Annotated in this window: 17 protein-coding genes; 9 read left to right on the top strand and 8 right to left on the bottom strand. The window is 71.1% G+C overall.

Going from position 1 to position 17,235, the window contains the following annotated elements; translation table 11 throughout:
• Window positions 1–47: 47 nt before the first annotated feature.
• The 5 genes from QQ657_RS34730 (at window position 48) to QQ657_RS34710 (ending at window position 4,958) form a co-directional block, all read left to right on the top strand.
• Window positions 48–1,262 (top strand): PucR family transcriptional regulator, encoded by a 1,215-nt coding sequence (locus tag QQ657_RS34730; RefSeq protein WP_284746540.1) that lies wholly within the window; start codon window positions 48–50, stop codon window positions 1,260–1,262.
• Window positions 1,263–1,459: 197 nt separating this feature from the next.
• A complete protein-coding gene (locus QQ657_RS34725; RefSeq protein WP_284746539.1) occupies window positions 1,460–2,383 on the top strand; it encodes an ACP S-malonyltransferase in 924 nt (307 codons plus the stop codon).
• A complete protein-coding gene (locus QQ657_RS34720; RefSeq protein WP_284746538.1) occupies window positions 2,380–3,363 on the top strand; it encodes a beta-ketoacyl-ACP synthase III in 984 nt (327 codons plus the stop codon). The genes QQ657_RS34725 and QQ657_RS34720 overlap by 4 nt, the downstream gene beginning before the upstream one ends.
• A 71-nt stretch (window positions 3,364–3,434) precedes the next feature.
• Entirely contained in the window at window positions 3,435–3,680 is a 246-nt protein-coding gene (locus tag QQ657_RS34715; RefSeq protein WP_004559006.1) for an acyl carrier protein, read from the top strand.
• A 27-nt stretch (window positions 3,681–3,707) separates the two neighbouring features.
• On the top strand, window positions 3,708–4,958 hold the full coding sequence (locus tag QQ657_RS34710; RefSeq protein WP_284746537.1) for a beta-ketoacyl-[acyl-carrier-protein] synthase family protein: 1,251 nt from the start codon (window positions 3,708–3,710) through the stop codon (window positions 4,956–4,958).
• Window positions 4,959–5,004: 46 nt separating this feature from the next.
• Here QQ657_RS34710 and QQ657_RS34705 read toward each other — a convergent pair whose 3' ends face one another.
• Window positions 5,005–5,592, bottom strand: coding sequence for a hypothetical protein (locus QQ657_RS34705; RefSeq protein WP_284746536.1), 588 nt, complete (start codon window positions 5,590–5,592; stop codon window positions 5,005–5,007).
• Between the two features lie 31 nt (window positions 5,593–5,623).
• Window positions 5,624–6,127 carry a DUF3145 domain-containing protein gene (locus QQ657_RS34700; protein WP_284746535.1) on the bottom strand — a complete coding sequence of 168 codons (504 nt, stop codon included), beginning with the start codon at window positions 6,125–6,127 and terminating at the stop codon, window positions 5,624–5,626.
• A 273-nt stretch (window positions 6,128–6,400) separates the two neighbouring features.
• Between QQ657_RS34700 and QQ657_RS34695 the strand changes: the two genes are divergently transcribed.
• Complete coding sequence (locus tag QQ657_RS34695; RefSeq protein WP_284746534.1) at window positions 6,401–8,566, top strand: hypothetical protein; 2,166 nt, start codon at window positions 6,401–6,403, stop codon at window positions 8,564–8,566.
• Here the strand turns inward: QQ657_RS34695 and QQ657_RS34690 are convergent, their stop codons facing one another.
• Window positions 8,567–9,961, bottom strand: coding sequence for a dihydrolipoyl dehydrogenase family protein (locus tag QQ657_RS34690; protein WP_284746533.1), 1,395 nt, complete (start codon window positions 9,959–9,961; stop codon window positions 8,567–8,569). It abuts the gene before it with no gap.
• A gap of 136 nt (window positions 9,962–10,097) precedes the next feature.
• On the opposite strand from QQ657_RS34690, the gene QQ657_RS34685 reads away from it, so the two are divergent.
• Window positions 10,098–10,553: an Lsr2 dimerization domain-containing protein gene (locus QQ657_RS34685; RefSeq protein ID WP_284746532.1), complete on the top strand. Its 456-nt coding sequence runs from the start codon at window positions 10,098–10,100 to the stop codon at window positions 10,551–10,553.
• A gap of 78 nt (window positions 10,554–10,631) precedes the next feature.
• On the opposite strand, the gene QQ657_RS34680 is transcribed toward QQ657_RS34685, so the two are convergent.
• The 5 genes from QQ657_RS34680 to QQ657_RS34660 all read right to left on the bottom strand — a co-directional run bounded on the left by QQ657_RS34680 (window position 10,632) and on the right by QQ657_RS34660 (window position 14,951).
• Window positions 10,632–11,363, bottom strand: coding sequence for a lipoate--protein ligase family protein (locus tag QQ657_RS34680; RefSeq protein ID WP_284746531.1), 732 nt, complete (start codon window positions 11,361–11,363; stop codon window positions 10,632–10,634).
• Window positions 11,360–12,748: an NAD(P)(+) transhydrogenase (Re/Si-specific) subunit beta gene (locus tag QQ657_RS34675; RefSeq protein WP_284746530.1), complete on the bottom strand. Its 1,389-nt coding sequence runs from the start codon at window positions 12,746–12,748 to the stop codon at window positions 11,360–11,362. Before QQ657_RS34675 ends, QQ657_RS34680 begins: the two co-directional genes overlap by 4 nt.
• Window positions 12,745–13,056 (bottom strand): NAD(P) transhydrogenase subunit alpha part 2, encoded by a 312-nt coding sequence (locus QQ657_RS34670; RefSeq protein ID WP_284746529.1) that lies wholly within the window; start codon window positions 13,054–13,056, stop codon window positions 12,745–12,747. The genes QQ657_RS34675 and QQ657_RS34670 overlap by 4 nt, the downstream gene beginning before the upstream one ends.
• A complete protein-coding gene (locus QQ657_RS34665) occupies window positions 13,053–14,165 on the bottom strand; it encodes a Re/Si-specific NAD(P)(+) transhydrogenase subunit alpha (protein ID WP_284746528.1) in 1,113 nt (370 codons plus the stop codon). Before QQ657_RS34665 ends, QQ657_RS34670 begins: the two co-directional genes overlap by 4 nt.
• Before the next feature lie 123 nt (window positions 14,166–14,288).
• The gene (locus QQ657_RS34660) at window positions 14,289–14,951 is read right to left on the bottom strand and encodes a TetR family transcriptional regulator (RefSeq protein ID WP_284746527.1); all 663 of its coding nucleotides are present in this window, start codon (window positions 14,949–14,951) and stop codon (window positions 14,289–14,291) included.
• Between the two features lie 93 nt (window positions 14,952–15,044).
• Here QQ657_RS34660 and QQ657_RS34655 point away from each other — a divergent pair, with 93 nt between their 5' ends.
• Window positions 15,045–16,112: a ferredoxin reductase gene (locus QQ657_RS34655; protein WP_284746526.1), complete on the top strand. Its 1,068-nt coding sequence runs from the start codon at window positions 15,045–15,047 to the stop codon at window positions 16,110–16,112.
• Between the two features lie 10 nt (window positions 16,113–16,122).
• Window positions 16,123–17,232, top strand: coding sequence for a fatty acid desaturase family protein (locus QQ657_RS34650; RefSeq protein ID WP_284746525.1), 1,110 nt, complete (start codon window positions 16,123–16,125; stop codon window positions 17,230–17,232).
• Window positions 17,233–17,235: the final 3 nt, after the last annotated feature.

The following is a 17,235-nucleotide window of genomic DNA, read 5'->3' as shown; positions in this document are numbered from 1 at the left end:
GCCGCCGGGGGCTACCAAAGTTGCGGGCACGTAGGATCGCGGACGCCATGGATGGAACCACCTCCCCGCGCCGGGTGCCGAAGCACCACGGACTTTCCGCGAAGACGCTTCGGCGGCTGGAGCACGCGTCCGGCAGCCTGGCGAGCGCGAGCATCGCGGTGATGGAGCGGCGGCTGACGTGGTTCCCCCGGCTGCCCGCCGACCAGCGCGCGAGCGTCCTGCTGATCACGCAGGCGGGCGCCGCGGGCTTCGTCGACTGGCTGCGGGACTCGAAGGAAGCCCTGCAGCTGACGACCGAGGCGTTCCGCGACGCGCCGGCCGAGCTGTCGCGGTGGGTCAGCCTGCGGCAGGCGGTCGGCATGGTGCGCCTGGCCATCGAGGTGTTCGAGGAGCAGCTGCCGGAGTTCGCCGCCAACGAGGCGGAGCGGGCGGCGCTGATCGAGGGAATCCTGCGCTACGGCAGGGAAATCGCTTTCGCGGCGGCGAACTCGTACGCGGCGGCGGCGGAGGCCCGCGGCGCGTGGGACGCCCGGCTGGAAGCGCTGGTCGTCGACGGGATCGTCCGTGGCGACGCGGAGGAGTCGGTGCTTTCGCGCGCGACGGCGCTGGGCTGGGAACCGTCGGCGGCCGCGACGGTGCTGGTGGGCAATCCGCCGTCGGAGGACCCGCCGACGGTGGTTTTCGAAGTCCGCAGCCGCGCGGCCCGCGTCGGCCGCCCGGTGCTGCTGTCGGTCCAGGGCTCCCGCCTGGTCGTCGTGGTCGGCGGCCCTACCGAGGGCGGCGTGAAGGAACGCGAGATCCTCGCCCGGATGTCGGTGGCGTTCGCCGAGGGCCCGGTGGTGGCGGGTCCGACGGTGCCGTCGCTGGCGGAGGCGCACCACAGCGCGACGGAGGCGTTGTCGGGGCTGCGGGCGGTGGTCGGCTGGCCGGGGGCACCGCGCCCGGTCCGCTCGGCGGACCTGCTGCCGGAGCGCGCGCTGTCGGGCGACGCGGAGGCGGAGCGCCTGCTGGTGGACACGATCGCGCGGCCGCTGGAGGAGGCGGGCCCGACGCTGCAGCGCACGGTGGAGGCCTACCTCGAGAGCGGCGGGGTGCTGGAGACGTGCGCGAAGACGCTGTTCGTCCACCCGAACACGGTCCGGTACCGGCTGCGCAAGGCGGCGGACCTGACCGGCCACCAGCCGACGGACCCGCGGGACGCACTGGTGCTGCGGATCGCCTTGACCGTGGGCCGGCTGGCGAGGGCCCGCGGCCTCTGGTGAACGGGCCGTCCGGCACCCTTCCCGAGACGGGCGTCACGTGATGGACTTAACAGCGAAAGGTGATTGAACCCGACAAGGCTTCCGGGTTACGCGCGAGCTTCTCCGGCGCGTCTTTGGAGGGTTCCGACAAAGACGCCGCACAGACACTGTGAGCGTCGGCATCACGCCGAAGCACCGCGAACGTGTTGTCTTAGAGGGTGACAGCAGCAGTTCTCGCTCCCGGTCAGGGGTCCCAGGCCCCCGGTATGTTCACGCCCTGGCTCGACCTCGACGGCGCCCGCGAGCGCGTCGCCTTCTGGTCCGAGCGCGCGGGCCTCGACCTGCTCCGCCTCGGCACCGAGGCGGACGCCGACGAGATCCAGGACACCGCCGTCGCGCAGCCGTTGATCGTCGCGCTGTCGCTGCTCACCTTCGAACACCTCCAGGCCACCGCGCCGGTCCCCGCGGACGCGCCCGTCGCCGGGCACTCCGTCGGCGAGCTCGCGGCCGCCGCGATCGCCGGGGTGCTCAAGCCCGAAGACGCCGTCGCTCTCGCCGCCGTCCGGGGCGCCGAGATGGCGAAGGCGTGCGCGCTGGAACCGACGTCGATGGCCGCGGTCATGCTCGGGGACCCCGAGCAGGTCGTCGCGTGGCTCGAAGGACAGGGCCTGACCGCGGCGAACCGCAACGGAGCGGGGCAGATCGTCGCCTCCGGTGCCGCCGAGGCCATCGCGAAGATCGTCGCCGAGCCCCTGGAAGGCACGAAGATCCGCGCCCTCAAGGTCGCCGGCGCGTTCCACACGCAGTACATGGCGCCCGCCGAGGAGGCGCTGCGCGCCCACGCCGCCGAGCTGACCCCGGCCGACCCGGTCCGCCCGCTGCTGTCCAATGCGGACGGCGCGGTCGTCACCAGCGGGGCCGAGTACCTGGACCGCCTGGTCGCCCAGGTCACCCGGTCCGTCCGCTGGGACCTGACGATGGACGGCCTGGTCTCCCTCGGCGTCACCCGCACCGTCGAACTCGCGCCCGCGGGCACGCTGACCGGCCTGGTCAAGCGGCAGCTCAAGGGCGTCGTGACCACTACCACCGCGCTGAAGACGCCGGCCGAGCTGGCGGCGCTGCGCCAGGAGGACGCCTCGTGACCGACCGACCCGCCCTGAGCCTCAACCCCGGCTCCCGCGGCAGCCGCGTGCTGGGCATCGGCAGCGCGCAGCCGGACAAGATCGTCACCAACGACGACCTGTCGCAGATCATGGACACCAACGACCAGTGGATCCGCGACCGCGTCGGGATCATCGAGCGCCGGTTCGCGGAGAAGGACGAGACGCTCACCGACTTCGCCGTCGCCGCCGGCACCGCCGCGCTGGCCGACGCGGGCGTCGACCCGTCCGAAGTGGACACGGTGATCCTGCCGAACTGCACCATGCCGACGCTGATCCCGAACGCCGCCGCCCAGGTGGCCGCGCGGATCGGCATCCCCAGCCCCGGCGCGTTCGACCTCAACGCCGCGTGCGCCGGGTTCTGCTACGGCCTCGGCGTCGCCTCCGACCTGATCCGGGCCGGCTCGGCGAAGAAGGTCCTCGTCATCGGCGCGGAGAAGCTCACCGACTCGGTCAACCCGGTCGACCGGGCGAACGCGATCATCTTCGCCGACGGCGCGGGTGCCGCGGTCGTCGGCGCGTCCGACGAGCCGCTGATCGGCCCCGTCTCCTGGGGCAGCGCCGGCGACCTCGTCGACCTGATCGGCATGACCGAGGACAAGTTCATCTACCAGGAGGGCCAGTCGGTCTTCCGGTGGGCCACGACCCAGATCGCGCCGATCGCCATGCGCGCGCTGGAGGTGGCCGGGCTCAAGCCGTCCGATGTGGACGTGCTGATCCCGCACCAGGCGAACCTGCGCATCGTCGAGGCGATCGCGAAGAAGCTGCGGGCCAACGGCGCCCGTGACGACATGGTCGTCGCCGACGACATCAAGTACTCCGGCAACACCTCGTCGGCGTCCATCCCCCTCGCGCTGGACCACATGCGCAAGGCCGGGACGGCGAAGTCCGGCGACGTGGTGCTGGCGGTCGGGTTCGGCGCGGGCCTGTCCTACGCCGGGCAGGCGTTCGTCTGCCCCTGACCGTTACGCTCCCGGCGGGCACTCGCCCACCGGACAAGAACCCCAAGTAAGACCGAGAAGGGAACTACCCCATGGCTGACAACGCTGAGATCCTCGCCGGCCTCGCCGAGATCGTCGAAGAGGTGGCCGGTGTGGCTCAGGACGACGTCACCGCCGAGAAGTCGTTCGTGGACGACCTGGACATCGACTCGCTGTCGATGGTCGAGATCGCCGTGCAGGCCGAGGACAAGTTCGGCGTCAAGATCCCGGACGACGAGCTCGCCAACCTGAAGACCGTGGGCGACGCCGTGAACTACGTGTCGGCCAACTCCAAGTAAGTCTGTTCCCTCCTTGAGGAGACTCCCATGAGCAACATCGACGTCGTGATCACCGGTCTCGGCGCCACCACACCGCTCGGCGGGGACGTGACGTCCACCTGGGACGGTCTGCTGGCCGGGCGGAGCGGGATCCGGGCGATCGAGGCCGACTGGGTCGAGGAGCTGCAGCTGCCCGTCAAGATCGGCGGCATGCTGGCCGTCGATCCGTCGGAAGTCCTTCCGCGGGTGCAGGCCCGCCGGCTGGACCGCTGCGAGCAGGTCGCACTGATCGCCGCCCGCCAGGCGTGGGCCGACGCCGGGTACGCGGAACCGACGGACGAGCACACCGACGTCGACCCCGACCGCCTCGGCGTGTCGATCGGCACCGGCGTCGGCGGCCCGGTCACCCTGCTCACCCAGAACGATCTGTTGCACCAGCAGGGTCTCCGCAAGGTGTCGCCGCTGACCGTGCCGATGCTGATGCCGAACGGCCCGGCCGCGCACGTCGGCATCGACCTGAAGGCGCGGGCCGGGGTGCACTCCCCGGCCTCGGCCTGCGCTTCCGGCGCCGAGGGCATCGCGAACGGGGTGGAGATGATCCGCTCCGGCCGCGCCGACGTCGTGGTCGCCGGTGGTGCCGAAGCGTGCATCCACCCGATCACGCTGGCCGGGTTCGCCCAGGCCCGCACGGTGTCCACGCGCAACGACGACCCCGGCAGCGCGTCACGGCCGTTCGACGCGAGCCGCGACGGCTTCGTCCTCGGCGAGGGCGCCGGCGTGGTCATCCTGGAGCGCGCGGACCAGGCGAAGGCCCGCGGGGCACGCATCTACGCGACGATCGCCGGGCACGGCATCACCTCGGACGCCTACCACATCACGGGCAACCACCCCGAGGGCATCGGCCAGATCGCCGCGATGCGCGCGGCGATGAAGATGGCCGGCGTGACCCCCGCCGACGTCGGGCACGTGAACGCCCACGCGACGTCCACTGTGGTCGGTGACATCGGCGAGGCGGCGGCCATCCGCAAGGCGGTCGGCGACCACGCGATCGTGACGGCGCCGAAGGGTTCGATGGGTCACCTGGTCGGGGGTGCCGGCGCGGTCGAGGGGATCATCACGATCCTGTCGCTGTACCACGGCATCGTGCCGGCCACGATGAACCTGACCGACCTGGACCCGCGGGTGCAGCTGGACGTCGTGTCCGGCGAAGCCCGCAAGGTCGAGCTGACCGCGGCGATCAGCAACTCGTTCGGCTTCGGCGGGCACAACACCGCGCTGCTGTTCACCCCGGCTGCTTGATTCAGTACCGCTGAAAAAGGGGCCCGGCTTCGGCCGGGCCCCTTTTTCAGCATTTTTCGTGCTCGGGCCCCGGCCCGGGGCCGACGGTGTCGATCTTCAAGGCGGACTTCTCGACGATCACCGGCAGGACGAGCCGCCACTTGATGCACTTCTCCCGAAGGTCTTTCGGAGCGTCTTCGAGGTCCTGCCTGCTGGTGAAGCCGACCAGGACCCGCAGCGACGTGCTGGCGCCGCGCTCGATCCGGTAGACCAGCGCGTCGGAGTCCGTTGTGGACTGGACGCCGAGATTCCACGTGCCGAACGGCTGCTGCGCGGCTCGATCGCCGCTCACAGTCGTCAGCCACCGCTGGTAGTTCTTGTCGTTGATGGCCGAGAAGTAGGTCTCGAGGAGCTCGCGCACGGCGCCGGACTGCGGGTGCGCCTTCGCGTCGTCGGTCATCTGCACGACGCCCGCCGGTGCCCCGCTGCTGGCCGACGACGGCGGGGTGCTCGAAGCGGTGGTCTCGTCGGCGGGCTGGTCGGGCCGGCGGTAGATCTCGCGCGCGAGCAGCCCACCGCCCACGGTCACGGAAAGCACCACGGCCACGACGGGCACCAGCCAGCGCTGGCGGGAGCTGGGGGCGGGGGTGGTCACGCCGAAGAGCGTACCGGCCCCCGTCCCGCGGCTAGCCGACCTGGTGCAGCCAGGTCACCGGCGCGCCATCGCCGGCGTGACGGTAGGGCTCGAGCGCCTCGTCCCAGCTCGCGGCGAGGAGTTCGTCCAGCTTGTGCGCAAGGGACTCACCACCGCGGGTCATGGCGACGAGGGCGCGCAGCTGGTCTTCGCCCACCACGATGTCGCCGTTGGCGCTGGTCCGCCCGTGCCAGAGGCCGAGGCCGGGCGCGAAGCAGAACCGTTCGCCGTCGACGCCCGCGCTGGGCTCTTCGGTGACTTCGAACCGAATCATCGGCCACGCCTTGAGGGCGGACGCCAATCTGGCGCCGCTGCCCGCGGGCGCGCGCCAGCCGCACTCGGCGCGAAGCTGACCCGGACTGGCCGGCTGCGCCGTCCACTTCAGGTCAACGCGGGCACCCAGGGTGCCCGAAATGGCCCACTCGACGTGCGGACACACCGCAGACGGCGACGAGTGGACGTACACCACACCTCGGGTGCTGCCACGGGTGCTCACTGCTACCTCCGCTTGTTGCTCGACGAGGGACGTCTTCCCCTACGCCCTGACTTCGAGCTACAGCGTGGCCTCAGTGCGGCTCCCGAATACCGCCTCCGATGCGTTGTAGCACATTCTGCACCCCAACCGTGCTGTTTGGCCACATGAACACCACAAGTCACCCAGGGCCCCACTTTCGGTGGGCTCACGGCCGCGTCGTCCCCGTGTCGCACGATGGTTACCACCACGCGCGCTAGCGTGATGACCCGGAACGACGAGCAGGGAGGGGTTTCGGTGCGACTGGTGCGCCTCGAGCGGCAGCAGTCCCGGGTGGCCGACGACATCCGGGCGGCACTGGCGTCCCTCGGCCGTGGCAGCACCGTCATCGGCGGGATCGCGCTGGTCGGCGTGGGGACGGTGACCGAGCGCCCGATCGAGGCGGTGGTCCTGCTGCCCCACGGCGTGATCATCGTGATCGGCGTGGACCTCCCGGACCCGGCGCTGCGGCTGGAAGCCCCGCTGGGAGCCGAGTGGAAAGCGGACGGCTGGCCCCTGATCGCCGACGACGACGCGGTCAACCCGGCGACGGAGGCACTGGACGTCTCCCAGGCGTGCGAGCGCCGGATCGCCGCGCTGGTGCCGGGTACGGGCCCGGTGGGGACGATCGTCGCGGTAGGACCGTACGTGGAGACGGTCGACCAGCCGGCGAGCGACTTGGCGGGCCCGGTCCGGGTATTGCACCCGACGCCGACGACGATGCTGGCGGCAACGGTCTCATTGGCGACGGCCCACCGGCCGCGGTCGGTGGACCAGGTCCGGGCGCTCATCCGCGGGTTGGCACCGGAGGCACCGGAATTTTCGGACGAGGTGCTGTTGGGGGAAGGATTCAGCCGCTTCACGGACGATTCGCCCCCGGAGTCCCTTTGGGACAGTGTGCCATCTTGGGACAGTGTGCCATCGGTGCCGAGCCAGATGGGAACGCCGGCAGCCCGTGCGACCGGTGCTGCGGCCGGCGCGGTTGCTGCGGCGGGCTCGGCCGGGCCCACTTCGGACAGCGCGGATTCACGCCCGCCTGAAGCGGGTTCGGCTGCAGCAGGCTCGCCGGCGACCGGCTCGGCCGGGACGAATTCGCCGGCAGCCGGTTCACCCACGCCCAGTTCCGGCGCGGCCGAGTTGAGTTCTCCCACCGCGGCTTCGACTGCGGCGAGCGGAGCCGGGTGGCAGAGCAAAACTCCGGTTTCGGCCGAGCCCGAGCCCGCGCCCGCCGAGGAGCCGGTGTCCGCCGCGGCCGAAGACACGGAATCCGCGGCCCTCTCCACCGAAGACCCGGAATCCGCCGAACTCGCGACCATCTCCACCGCACACCCGGAATCCGCCGAATTCACGGCCACCTCCACCGAAGACCCGGAGCCCGCCGAACCCGCGACCGTCTCCACGGCACACCCGGAGCCCGCCGAACTCGCCCAAGCCGAAGACACGGAACCCGCCGCCGAGCCCGCACCCGAAGCGGAACTCGCCACCTCCTCACCGCACTCCGGCGACGAAGCACCGGCCTTCCCCGCGGAGTCCGAGCGCACCGAAGTACTCCCCGCCCCCGCACGAGAAGACGCCCCAGCCCTCCCGTTGTTGCCCGGCGCCACCGCACCACCGCGGTTTCCGGGGTCCACCCAGCCGGACGTTCACTCCTCGTTCGCGGACGACACCGAACGAACCGAAAACCTCAGCTCCCCCACCGCACCCGGCCGAGCCGCGCCCGGGCGAAGCGCACCCCAAGCCGTCACCCTCGGCCAGATCAACCTGCACCCCGAACCGCGTCCCTTCCCCACCCCGCGACCGGCCCCTCGCGAAGCCGCCCCGACCTCGAAGACCGTCCGCTGGCTGCCCCTCGCCGCCATCGGGCTTCTCGTTGCCCTGGTCGTCGCGGCCATCGCCGTTGCCACCTCCGGGGATGACACCGCCGCCGCGCCCACCGGGCCTCCCACTCCCGCGACCCAGCCGCCTCCGCAGAGCACCACCGCTCCCGCGCAAAGCCTGCAGTTCGCCCTGCGCGCCGCCGATCGCGATCAGCGGTGTGCCTCCCACGCCTTCGGGGACGCCCAGGCCAGCCTGCAGCAGACCAGCTGCTCCGGCGTCCGGCGCGCGTCCTACGCCGCCACCGTCGACGGACGCGAGGCCGCCGTCACCGTCGGGATCGTCGAGTTCCCCGATGCCGCGCAGGCCGCCGCGTTCAAGGCCGTCGCCGACACTCCCGGCGGGGGCGGGATCCTCGACCTCGCCTCCGAGACCGGCAAGTGGGGCGCCACCCCGGCGCCGCGGTTCGAGAACGCCGCCTACACCTCGCGGGTCGAAGGCACGTCCGTGCGGGTCGTGCAGGCGGTCTGGGCGCCGGGACCGTCCACTCCGGACGATCCCGGCCTGGCCCGGGCCGCGAAAGCCGCCCTGGACCTGCCCGCGCAGTGATCAGAGCCCGTAGGCCTCCAGCAGCCGCAGCCACACCTCGCTGATCGTCGGGAACGACGGCACCGCGTGCCACAGCCGGTCGAGCGGCACCTCGCCGACGATCGCGATCGTCGCCGAGTGCAGCAGCTCCGAGACGTCCTGGCCGACGAACGTCACGCCGAGCAGGACGTTCCGCTCGGTGTCGACGACCATCCGGGCCTTGCCGGTGTAGCCGTCCGCGTGCAGTGACGAGCCCGCCACCGCGATGTCGATATCGACGACGCGGTCGGCCGAACCGGGCCGCGCGTCCGCCAGGCCGACGGCCGCGACCTCCGGGTCGGTGAACACCACCTGCGGCACCGCGCTGTGGTCCGCCGTCGCGGTGAAGGGGCTCCACGCCTCCGTCGACACCGGCTTTCCCGCGGCCAGCGCCGCGACCGTGTCGCCCGCCGCGCGGGCGCCGTACTTGCCCTGGTGGGTCAGCGGGGCCCGACCGGTGACGTCGCCCGCCGCGTACAGCCAGCCACCGTCCACTGCGGACGCCCGGCCGGTGTCGTCGACCGTCAGCGGGTGCCCGGCCTCGACCCCGAACGCCTCGAGGCCGAGCCCGGCGGTCGCGGGCCGGCGCCCGGTCGCCACCAGGAACTCGTCGACGACCAACCGCTCGCCGTCCTTGAGCACCACCTCGGTCCCGTTCCCGGTGTCGGACACCCCGATGATCCCGGACTTCGTGTGCACGTAAACCCCGGCTTCGCGCAGCCCGTGCAGCACGAGGTCGCCGGCGATCGCGGCGTTGCGCGGCAGCGGCCGCTCGCCGGTGATCACCAGGTGCACCTCCGAGCCCAGCGACGCGAACGCCTGCGCCATCTCGACGCCGACCACCCCGCCACCGAGGACACCGAGGCGGGCGGGCACCGACTCCGCCGACGTCGCCTCCCGCGAACCCCACGGCCGGATCGTGTCGAGGCCCGGGATCGACGGCGTGCTCGGCACGCTCCCGGTGCACACGATCACCGCGTGCCGCGCGGTCAGCACGCGGTCGCCGTCGAGCGTGACTTCCCGCTCACCGGTGATCCGGCCGTGGCCGCGGATCGGCTCGATGCCGGCGCCGCGGGCCCACTCGACCTGCCCCGAGTCGTCGCCCTTGCCGGTGAACCAGTCACGCCGGGCGAACACCGCCGCGGGGTCGAGCCGGTCGCCGACCGGCACGCCGGGGATCCGCTTCGCCGCGGCGAGCAGGTTTCCCGGCCGCAGCAACGCCTTGCTCGGGATGCACGCCCAGTAGGAGCACTCGCCGCCGAAGCGCTCGTGCTCGACGAGGGCGACCTTGAGGCCTCCGCGGGCCGCTCGTTCGGCGGCCACCTCCCCCACCGGACCCGCGCCGATCACCACTACGTCAAAAGTCTGTGCAGACATGGGTTCAGCGCACACCACCACGCGGGATCACGCAAGCCAGCGGCTATCCTCGTCTCCGAAGCTGCAAGTCATCGGCGGCCCGGTGCCGTCGGCCCCGGTGCGCGCGAATACCACGTTCGAGCACGGGAGGTTTGTCGTGGCCAAGAACACGGCTGTGCGGGTCCTGGATGATCTCACCGGCGAAGCCGCCGCCGAGACCGTCGGGTTCGGGCTGGACGGTATCGACTACGACATCGACCTCTCCTTCGCCAACGCCGACGCCCTGCGTGAGCTGCTGCAGCGCTACGCCGACGCGGGTCGCCGCACCGGCGGCCGCAAGCGCCGGCCGCGGATCGTCCCGGGCGCGAAGCGGCCCCGAGCGAAGGCAACCCCGAAGACGACGAAGGCGGCGAAGCCGGTCGCGGGCCGCCGCGCGGCGGCCGCCAAGACCGCGAAGACCACCGCGAAGGCCGAGCCCAAGGCCACCGCGACCCGCGCGAAGGCCGAGCCGGCGAAGACGACGCGCACCCGCAAGGCGGCGGAGCCGAAGAAGACGACCCGGGCGACCGCGCGGAAGGTGCCGGGCGTCACGTTCTCGGCGGCCGAGAAGTAGCTCCACAGTAGACAGACGTGCCATGAGGGGCACCTTGATGGCTTTGAACGCCATGAGGGTGCCCCTCATGGCGTTTGGTCAGGCCGCGCGCTGGGAGCCGTCCGCGTGCCAGGACGGGTACCGGTACCGCGTGTGCAGCAGCGCCCGCTGCCGCGTCAGCTCGGCCGCGGACGGCGGGCGCGGCACCAGCGTCCCGAGGATCTGCGACGCCGCCGCCCGCACCGCCGCCTCGACCGACGGGAACCCGGGACGCAGCCCGTGCTCGGCCAGCGACGCCACCGGGCTGCGGTGGGAGTCGAGCGGCCGCGGGTCCGCCGGCGCGCTCGTCAGGTAGCGGCCGACCAGCGCGGCCGAGGTCTCGACCAGCAGCGTCGAGTGCGCCAGCAGCCCGGTCTTGGTGCGGAACACGGCGAACCCGCAGAGCTTCGCGTCGTCGATGAACAGGCCGCGGTCGCCGATCCGCGGCACCAGCCCGAGCTGGTCGACCGCGGCGCTCATCACCTTGCCGAGCGTCTCCAGGGGCCGATCGGTGGGGCCGGGCAGGACCAGCGTCACGTTCAGGTTGCCCGGATCGTGGAACACGGTCCCGCCGCCGCTGGCCCGCCGCAGCACCGGGACGCCGTCCCGCGCGCACTCCTCGACCCGCACTTCGCGGGCGATCCGCTGGCCACGGCCCACCACGACGCAAACCGGGTTGCGCCAGAGCCACAGCACGGGTGACTCGGGCGCAACCCGGAGGAGCGCTTCGTCGAACGCCAGGTTGTCGGCCGGATCCGTGAATGCCGCGCGCACGTCCGACCCGGTCGTCATAGCGCCTTGAGTTCCTCCACGATCTCGCCCACCGACGTCTTGGCGTCGCCGAAGAGCATGCTGGTCTTCGGATCGTAGAACAGGTCGTTGTCGATCCCGGCGAAGCCGGAGGCCATCCCGCGTTTCAACACGATCACGGACCGGCTCTCGTTGACCTTGAGGATCGGCATCCCGTAGATCGGCGAGGTCGGGTCGGTCTGCGCGGCCGGGTTCGTGACGTCGTTCGCGCCGATCACCAGCGCGACGTCGGTCTGGGCGAACTCGGAGTTGATCTCGTCCATCTCCTTGAGCTGCTCGTACGGCACGTCGGCCTCGGCGAGCAGCACGTTCATGTGCCCGGGCATCCGGCCGGCCACCGGGTGGATGGCGTACTCGACCGTGATGCCCTTCTTCTCCAGCAGCTTCGCCATCTCGCGGACGGTGTGCTGCGCCTGCGCCACGGCCATGCCGTAGCCCGGCACGACGACGACCTTGCTGGCGTAGGCCATCTGGATCGCGGTGTCGGCGGCGCTGGTCGAGCGCACCGGGCGCTCCTCCTTCGCGCCCCCGCCGGCCGAGACCGCCGGACCGCCGCCGAAGCCGCCCGCGATGATCGCCGGGATGGACCGGTTCATCGCCTTGGCCATCAGGTTGGTCAGGATCGAGCCGGACGCGCCGACAATCATGCCGGCGACGATCAGCGCCGTGTTGTCCAGCGCGAGGCCCATCGCCGCGGCCGACAGCCCGGTGAACGCGTTGAGCAGCGAGATGACCACCGGCATGTCCGCGCCGCCGATCGGCAGCACGACGGTGAGACCGAGGATGCCCGCCGCGACGAGCAGCCCGACGATCAGGAAGCCGGAGTCGCCGCCGGCGACGATGATCACCGCGCACGCGAGCGCGATCAGCAGGAGCAGCGCGTTGATCGGCTGCTGCAGCTTGCCCATCGAAATCGGGCGGCCGCTGATCAGCTCCTGCAGCTTGCCGAACGCGACGTTCGAGCCCCAGAAGGAGATCGACCCGATGATCGCGGCGAACAGCGAAGCGATGGCGATGTACGCCGGCTCGTGCGCGTAACCGTCGGTGGAGTTGAACTCGACCCACGCGATGAGCGCGACCGCGCCGCCGCCGACGCCGTTGAACAGGGCCACCATCTGCGGCATCGCGGTCATCTTGACCTTGCGCGCCGACGGGACGCCGATCACCGCGCCGATCGCGACGCCGAGGACGATCAGCAGCCAGTTGCCCATGCCCGGGGTGAGCAGGGTGGCGATCACCGCGATGCCCATGCCGACCGCGGCGATCCAGTTGCCGCGGACCGCGGTGCGCGGGCCGGTCAGGCCCATCAGGCCGTAGATGAAGAGGGCGAACGCGACGATGTAGAGGATCGCGACGAAGTCGGTCACTTGTCGTCCTCCTCACCGGGAGCGGGTTTCTTGGCCTTGAACATCGACAGCATCCGGTCGGTGACCAGGAAGCCGCCGACGACGTTGATCGTGCCGAAGGCGATCGCGATCACCAGCAGGATCTTGTTGAACACGCCGTCGACGCCGAGGCCGAGCACGACCAGGCCGCCCAGCAGCACGATGCCGTGGATGGCGTTGGTGCCGGACATCAGCGGCGTGTGCAGGGTGTTGGGCACCTTGGAGATGACGGCGAAGCCGACGAACCCGGCGAGCACCAGCACCGCCAAGTTCTGCACAAGTGGGCTCACGAAGTGCTCCCTTCGCGCCCGGCCACGCAGGCACCGGCGACGATCTCGTCTTCGAAGTTCAGCTCCAGCGCGCCTTCCTTCGTCACGAGCAGTTCCAGTAGCTCGGTGACGTTGCGCGCGTACAGCTCGCTGGCGTGCGAAGGCATTTCGGCGGGCAGGTTCAGCGGGGAAGTGATGGTGACGTCGTGCTCCACGACGTCCTCGCCCGGCTTGGTCAGCTCGCAGTTGCCGCCGGTCTCACCGGCGAGGTCGACGACGACCGACCCGGCCGGCATGCCCTTGACGGCGTCCGCGGTGACCAGCGTCGGCGCCTTGCGGCCCGGCACCAGCGCCGTGGTGATCACGACGTCGAACCTCGTGATCGCCTCGGTGAGCCGCCGCTGCTGCTCCTCGCGCTCCTCCGCGGTCAGCTCGCGGGCGTACCCGCCTTCGCCGACCGCCTCGATGCCGAGGTCCAGGAACTGCGCGCCGAGCGACTTGACCTGCTCGGCCACCTCGGGCCGGACGTCGTAGCCGGTGGTCTGCGCGCCGAGCCGCTTCGCCGTGGCCAGCGCCTGCAGGCCGGCGACACCGGCGCCGAGCACCAGCACCTTCGCCGGCGGCACGGTGCCGGCCGCGGTGGTGAGCATCGGGAAGAAGCGGGGCAGCTTCTGCGCCGCGAGCAGCACGGCGCGGTAGCCGCCGATGCTGGCCTGCGACGACAGCGCGTCCATCGCCTGCGCCCGGGAGATCCGCGGAACCGCCTCCATCGCGAACGCCCGCAAGCCCGCTTCTTCGAGCTTCGCGAGCCCGTCCGGGTTGCCGCGCGGATCGAGGAAGCCGACGAGGACGCTGCCCCGGCTCAGCTTCGAGACCTCTTCCGGCGCGGGCGGGTTCACCTTCACGACGATGTCGGCGCCCCACGCGTCGCCGAGCTCGGCGCCCGCCTGGGTGTACGCGTCGTCACTCAGGTGCGCGCGGGACCCGGCGCCCGGTTCGACCAGGACCCGCAATCCGCGCTGCGCGAGCCTCCCGACCAGTTTGGGCACCATGGCCACCCGGCGCTCCCCGGGGCGTGACTCGGTCACCACACCCACGGTGAGCTGCTGATGCTGTTCGCTGTCGGCCACACGACCTCCTCATCGGCGAGGCACGATCCGAGGGTTGTACCACGCCGGACCGACACTCCCCAGTGACCTGGGTCGCAAGTCCGGGGGTTGTGCCAGAAGATACGAGCGCCGTAGGGGGAGCGTTCAGCTCGTTTTCCAACGGGGGATGCCGAGCAGGATCAGGCGCAGCCGTTTCTCAGCCGTTCCGGTGATTTTCGCGTCTTCACCCGGCCGGGCTTCCAGCAGGTCGACGGTGGTCGTGATCATCACGGAAACGATCAAGTCGGCCAGCATGTGCAGGTCTTCGGTGCTCCACGCGCGCAGCGGGGCGAACCGCGCGAGGTCGATCGCGAGGTCACCGGAGAACATCCGCAGTTCGACGGCGATGGCGCGGGCGAGCGGGCCGCCGCCGTAGCGCTCGCGGGTCAGGAACCGGAAATGGTCCTCGTTCGCCCGGACGAATTGGTGGACCGTGGCCACCGAGGCGCTGATCATCCCCTGGTAGGTGTCGGGATCGGTGCGCGCCGACCGCATCATCCCGCGCAGCGTGCTCGTCGCTTCTTCGACGAGCACGACGCCGAGTTCCTCCATCGAGGCGAAGTGCCGGTAGAAGGCCGTCGGCACCAGACCGGCACCCTTCGCGACCTCGCGCAGGGACAGCGTCGCGAACGGACGGTCGGCCAGCAGGTCCAGGGCGGTGTCCAGCAGCGCTTGACGCGTGCGCTGCTTGCGCTCTTGCCGGCTCACCGGCGTCAGCTGGTCTTCGGACACAGGGTCCAGCGTACGGATGTCCACCGCGTTGCCCACGTCACATCCTCCGCGTTCTTCGTTGACAGGCACTCCACTCCTGCAGTGCACTGTTGAGTGTACAGTCGTTCACTGTAATCGAGGAGGTCTCCGATGACGGCGCTCATCCCCCGGCGGGTGCGCAGCCTCGCTTCGCTGGCCGAGGCACTGCTGACGCCGCACGGGATGGACCGCTACCTGGAGCTCGTCGACCCGATGCTGGTGCGCCGCGAGATCCGCGGCCTGGTCACGGCGGTGCGCAAGCAGACCCCGGACAGCGTCACCCTCACCGTCAAGCCCAGCCGCGCGTGGCCCGGCTTCACCGCCGGGCAGTACGTCCGCCTGCAGGTGGAGATCGACGGCGTCCGGCGCACGCGCTGCTATTCGCCGTGCGGTTCGCAGTACGACGGCGAACTCGAGTTCACCGTCAAGGAACAGGGCCTGGTCTCCGGGCACCTGAACCGCACGCTCGGCGCCGGCTCGGTGGTCGGTCTGTCCATTCCGGACGGCACGTTCACGCTGCCGGCCACCCGGCCGGAGCGCGTGCTGCTGATCAGCGGCGGCAGCGGGGTCACCCCGGTGCTCGCCATGGCCCGGACCCTGGTCGACGAAGGCCACGCCGGCGAGATCGTGTTCCTGCACTACTCGAACGGCCCGGCCGACGCGTTCTACCGCACCGAACTCGCCGAGCTCGCCGCCCGGCACCCCGGGCTGAAGATCGTGCACGCCTACACCCACACCCAGGGCGGGGACCTGCGCGGGTTCTTCTCGCCGGAGCACCTCGAGCGCGTCGCACCGTGGCACCGCGACGCGGAAGCGTTCGTCTGCGGCCCGAAGCCGCTGATGGACGCCGTGCGTGATCATTTGGGTGAACGCGTGCACGCCGAAGAGTTCACGCCGCCGGCGCTGACCTTCGACACGGCGAACGCCGAGGGCCAGGTCCGGTTCAAGCGCAGCGGGCGGGAGTGCGCCAACTCGGGGAAGCCGTTGCTGGAGCAGGCCGAAGAAGCGGGCCTGTCCCCGGAGCACGGCTGCCGGATGGGCATCTGCTTCTCCTGCACCCAGCTCAAGACCGCCGGCCGCGTCCGCAACGCCAAGACGGGCGAGATCTCCGGCGAAGAAGACGAAGAAATCCAGCTCTGCATCTCCGTCCCGGTCGGGGACGTCGAGATCGACGCGTAGGGAGACTGCCATGACCGGTCTGCAGGACCGCCTGACCCCGGAACAGGTCGAGGAGTTCGGCCGCGAGCTCGACGCGCTGCGGCAGCGGACCGTCGACTCCCTGGGCCAGGAAGACGTCGACTACATCCACTCCGTCATCAAGACGCAGCGAGGCCTGGAGGTCGCGGGGCGAGCGTTGCTGTTCGCCGGGTTCTTCCCGCCCGCGTGGCTCGCCGGCGTCGGCGCGCTGTCGGTGGCGAAGATCCTCGACAACATGGAGATCGGCCACAACGTCATGCACGGCCAGTACGACTGGACGCGCGACCCGGCGCTGAGCTCGCAGCGGTTCGAGTGGGACACCGTGGCGCCGGCCGAGAACTGGCGGCACTCGCACAACTACATCCACCACACGTACACGAACATCGTCGACAAGGACCGGGACGTCGGCTACGGGATCCTGCGGATGGACACCGCCCAGAAGTGGCACCCGTACTACCTGGGCAACCCGGTGTACGCGACGCTGCTGGCGCTGTTCTTCCAGTGGGGCGTGATGCTGCACGACCTCGAGGTCGAGAAGGTCGTGAAGGGCGAGCGCACCTGGGCCGAGAACGTGCCGGTGCTCCGGCGCATCCTGCGGAAGGCGGGGCGGCAGGTCGGCAAGGACTACGTGCTGTTCCCGCTGCTGACCGGCCCGCTGGCGCCGCTGACGTTCCTCGGCAACGCGACCGCGAACCTGACCCGCAACCTGTGGGCGTTCGCGATCATCTTCTGCGGCCACTTCCCCGCCGACGTCGAGAGCTTCAGCGAGGAGGAGACCGAGAACGAGTCGCGCGGGCAGTGGTACCTGCGTCAGATCCTGGGCTCGGCGAACATCTCCGGCAGCCCGCTGTTCCACATCATGAGCGGCAACCTGTCGCACCAGATCGAGCACCACCTGTTCCCGGACATCCCGGCGCGCCGCTACCCGGAGATCGCCGGCGAGGTGCGCGCGATCTGCGAGAAGTACGGGCTGCCGTACCACACGGGCCCGCTGCACAAGCAGCTCTGGTCGGTGGCGAAGAAGATCGTGAAGCTGGCCCTCCCGCAGAGTTCGCCGTCGCCGGTTACCGTGGAACCCGACCGGCAGCTCCGAGCAGCGTGAGGG

Origin of the sequence: Amycolatopsis ponsaeliensis (assembly GCF_030182635.1) — a bacterium.
Taxonomy (GTDB): domain Bacteria; phylum Actinomycetota; class Actinomycetes; order Mycobacteriales; family Pseudonocardiaceae; genus Amycolatopsis; species Amycolatopsis ponsaeliensis.
This window is presented reverse-complemented; position numbering and strand designations above follow the sequence as displayed.

Coding starts and splice junctions, on each gene's coding strand:
- QQ657_RS34730 (WP_284746540.1), top strand. CDS start 48: ATGGATGGAACCACCTCCCCGCGCCGGGTGCCGAAGCACCACGGACTT.
- QQ657_RS34715 (WP_004559006.1), top strand. CDS start 3,435: ATGGCTGACAACGCTGAGATCCTCGCCGGCCTCGCCGAGATCGTCGAA.
- QQ657_RS34710 (WP_284746537.1), top strand. CDS start 3,708: ATGAGCAACATCGACGTCGTGATCACCGGTCTCGGCGCCACCACACCG.
- QQ657_RS34690 (WP_284746533.1), bottom strand. CDS start 9,961: ATGTCTGCACAGACTTTTGACGTAGTGGTGATCGGCGCGGGTCCGGTG.
- QQ657_RS34680 (WP_284746531.1), bottom strand. CDS start 11,363: ATGACGACCGGGTCGGACGTGCGCGCGGCATTCACGGATCCGGCCGAC.
- QQ657_RS34655 (WP_284746526.1), top strand. CDS start 15,045: ATGACGGCGCTCATCCCCCGGCGGGTGCGCAGCCTCGCTTCGCTGGCC.
- QQ657_RS34650 (WP_284746525.1), top strand. CDS start 16,123: ATGACCGGTCTGCAGGACCGCCTGACCCCGGAACAGGTCGAGGAGTTC.